The 3115-nt window shown below is 64.0% G+C and carries 4 protein-coding genes and 1 pseudogene; 4 read left to right on the forward strand and 1 reads right to left on the reverse strand.

Annotated elements, in window-relative coordinates; genetic code table 11:
- The 4 genes and pseudogenes from EOA86_RS28355 to EOA86_RS40715 all read left to right on the forward strand — a co-directional run.
- Nucleotides 1-354, forward strand: a 354-nt coding sequence (locus EOA86_RS28355) for a cytochrome b/b6 domain-containing protein (RefSeq protein WP_164892055.1), incomplete at its 5' end; no start/stop codon positions are given.
- Between the two features lie 68 nt (nucleotides 355-422).
- Nucleotides 423-998 carry a YceI family protein gene (locus tag EOA86_RS28360; protein WP_127209577.1) on the forward strand — a complete coding sequence of 192 codons (576 nt, stop codon included), beginning with the start codon at nucleotides 423-425 and terminating at the stop codon, nucleotides 996-998.
- Between the two features lie 181 nt (nucleotides 999-1179).
- A complete protein-coding gene (locus EOA86_RS28365) occupies nucleotides 1180-2166 on the forward strand; it encodes a Gfo/Idh/MocA family oxidoreductase (RefSeq protein ID WP_029347491.1) in 987 nt (328 codons plus the stop codon).
- Between the two features lie 40 nt (nucleotides 2167-2206).
- Nucleotides 2207-2342 (forward strand): annotated as a pseudogene (locus tag EOA86_RS40715) (FAD-binding protein); the annotation flags it as partial.
- Nucleotides 2343-2444: 102 nt separating this feature from the next.
- Here EOA86_RS40715 and EOA86_RS28375 read toward each other — a convergent pair.
- Nucleotides 2445-3115 (reverse strand): alpha/beta hydrolase (locus EOA86_RS28375; RefSeq protein ID WP_164892056.1); only part of this gene is annotated, 671 nt, incomplete at its 5' end.

Genomic DNA, 3115 nt, shown 5'->3' on the forward strand with positions numbered 1-3115 from the left:
GTGCCGGCGCTGCCACGCTCGGTCGGACGCTTCGAGCGCCGGACAGCGCCGCTCGTCCATTTCGCGCTCTACGCGTTTCAGCTCGCGCTGCCCCTGTCCGGCTGGGCGCTGGTGTCGGTATCGGTGCTGGAGATCCCGAGCGTGCCGTTCAACCTGTTCGTCATGCCGGACCTGCCACTCGCGGAATCGGACCCGGCGGAAAGCTTCTGGACGTCGGCGCATTGGTATCTCGCTTATGCCGGCATCGGACTTGTCGCCCTGCATTTCGCCGCGGCGCTGCGCCATCATTTTTTGCTGAAGGACACGGTGCTGACGCGCATGATCACACCTTCGTCGGATCACAACGCGGAATAGAGCGGGAGGCTCATTCGTTGGTGGGGCGAGGGCGCTAAAAAGCGTTGCCTCCAAAAAGGATCACGCCCATGGTTGCGCGCATCTTCGGATTTGCGGCGGTCGCCGCTTGCCTTGCCGTGCCTGTTTTCGCGGCGGTGGCGCTCAGCGACGCTGCCGGCAGCTACACGATCAGCCCGGCCGGTTCCAGCATCCGTTTCTCCGTCGGCAAGGCCGGCGGCGGCGGGCTCGCCGGCGCCTTCGCCCGCTTCAAGGGCAGCATCCGCATCGACAACAGCAATATCGGGCGCTCCCAGGTCAATATCACGATCTTTCCCGAAAGCGTCGGCACCGGCCAGCGCCGCGTCGACGCCTTTCTTCGCTCCGACGCGGTGTTCGACGCAGCCAACAACCCGGAAATCCAGTTCCGCTCGACCAGCGTGAAACGCACCGGCGACACGTCAGCCCTTGTCACCGGCCGTCTGACGGCGCGCGGCAAGACTTTTCCGGAAAAGTTCACCGCCGAGCTCGCCGGCCTCAAGGCGGGCACGATCAGATTCCATGTCACCGGCAAGGTGCTGCGGTCGCGCTACGGCATGGATGTCGGCACGCCGATCTATTCGAACGTCGTCGACTTCGACATGACGCTTACAGGTAGAAGGGGATAGCCTTTGGACCTGGGCTCCTCTCCCCACTACGTGGCACGAGGAACCCAAGCTCTGCGGAGGGCAGCGCCGGCACCCGAACAAGCCGCAGACGATCGCCTTGCTCCCTGCCATGGTTCGCGTTGGCTTTTCCGCCGATTTCAGGCAAACCTCGACGTCTGCAATTTAAAGATGGAGAAGCCTGATGTTCCGATGGGGTGTTTTGTCGACGGCCAAGATCGGCCGCGAGCATCTTTTGCCCGCAATAGTCGAGGCGGAGAACGGCGTGCTGTCCGCGATCGCCAGCCGCGACATTTCGAGGGCCCGGGCCCTGGCCGATCGTTTCGGCGCGCCCCATGCCTTCGGTTCCTATGACGAGCTGCTCGCATCCAAGGACGTCGACGGCGTCTACATCCCGCTGCCGACCGCGCAGCATGTCGAATGGACCGCCAAGGCGATCGAGGCCGGCAAGCATGTTCTGGTCGAAAAGCCGCTGGCCCTCGATGCCAAGGAGATTCCGCCGCTGATCAAGCTGCGCGACGCCAAGAACGTGCTCGTCTGCGAAGCCTTCATGGTCGTCTACCACCTGCAATGGATCAAGGTGCGCGAGCTGATCGCCAACGGCGCCATCGGCCGGTTGCGCCATGTGCAGGGCGCGTTCTCCTACTACAATGTCGATCCCAAGAACATGCGCAACCAGCTCGATCTCGGCGGCGGCGCGCTGCCCGACATCGGCGTTTATCCGACGGTATCGACTCGTTTTTCGACGGGCAAGGAGCCGCTGCGCGTCCAGGCGACGATCGAGCGCGACAAGACGTTCGGCACCGACATCTACTCTTCGATCCGCGCCGATTTCGGCGACTTCGAACTGTCGTTCTACCTGTCGACCCAGATGGCGGCGCGGCAGGTGATGGTATTCCACGGCGAGAAGGGCTTTATCGAGGTGCTTTCGCCGTTCAACGCCGGCATCTACGATCATCATCGCATCGAGCTGCACAACCAGAACCACAGCGAGGCGCAAGTGTTCCGCTTCCCCGGCATGCAGCAATACCGGCTGGAGGTCGAGGCGTTCGCGCGGGCGGCACAGGGCGGCACCGACCGCGTCTTTACGCTGGAAGAGTCGGTGCTCAACCAGAAGGTCATCGACGCCATCTTCCGCGCCGGCGAGAAGGAAGGCTGGGAGACGGTCTGACGATCCGTCAAAGCCGGGCGGAGAGCCGGGGGAGAAGAGAATGGCTGATGATGCCGATGTGATCATTGTCGGCGCCGGCTGTCGCCGCGGCGGAACTGGCCGAGGCCGGCAAGAAGATCTTCGTCGTCGACCAGGAGCCGGTCCAGTCGCTCGGCGGTATCTTCCTCGTCGATTCGCTCATGGTACTCGGCGCTGGAAGGCACGTTTCTCGGCGGCTGCATCTTTTCCGGGCCGCAGCGCCGGCCGCGCGGCGTCACGCGGGACGGGCTAGACCCCTTTTACCAGATCCACTCGCCGCGTCCCAGAACCGCTACCGCGTCGACGATCCGGGTAAAGCTCGAGCGCGCGCGGCCGACCGTATGCCGGGCTCTGAGATAACCATGTACCAGCCCCGGCTCTTCGAACCAGAAGGCGTGGCCGTCTGCCGCAACGACGCGGTCGCGATAGGCCTCGCCGTCCGACGAGAGCGGGTCGCATTGTGCGGTGATCAGCACGGTCGGCGGCAGATTGGCAGAATCGGCGTCGGCCAGCGGCGACAGCGTGAGATCTCCGGTGCGGTCTTCGCCGCCGGTCCTGATATTCGTGTAGAAATCGAGGTCGCGCACTGTCAGCATCGGCGCCTCGGCATGGGTCACGTAAGAACCTTGCGTGCGGTCGCCGCCAAGGCCGGGATAGATCAGTACCTGGCCGATTGGCCTTCGCGCATGGCCGCGTGTTGCGTGGCTGACCGCAGCGGCGAGATTGCCACCGGCGCTGTCGCCGCAAAGCAGGATCGGACGCTTGTAAATCGTCGCCGCCCATTCGAAGGCGCTGATGGCATCGTCGAAGGCGGCTGGATGAAGATGTTCCGGCGCCAGCCGGTAGTCGACCGAAACCACTTCATAGCCGGTGCGGGCGCAAAGCTCGGCGCAGACGTCGTCATGGCTGTCGAGCCCGCCAAGAATAAAAC

Origin of the sequence: Mesorhizobium sp. M5C.F.Ca.IN.020.32.2.1 (assembly GCF_004023105.1) — a bacterium.
GTDB classification, from domain to species: Bacteria; Pseudomonadota; Alphaproteobacteria; order Rhizobiales; family Rhizobiaceae; genus Mesorhizobium; species Mesorhizobium wenxiniae.

Excerpts from the sequence above, each read along its gene's own strand:
- EOA86_RS28360 (WP_127209577.1), top strand. The coding sequence starts at position 423 with ATGGTTGCGCGCATCTTCGGATTTGCGGCGGTCGCCGCTTGCCTTGCC.
- EOA86_RS28365 (WP_029347491.1), top strand. The coding sequence starts at position 1,180 with ATGTTCCGATGGGGTGTTTTGTCGACGGCCAAGATCGGCCGCGAGCAT.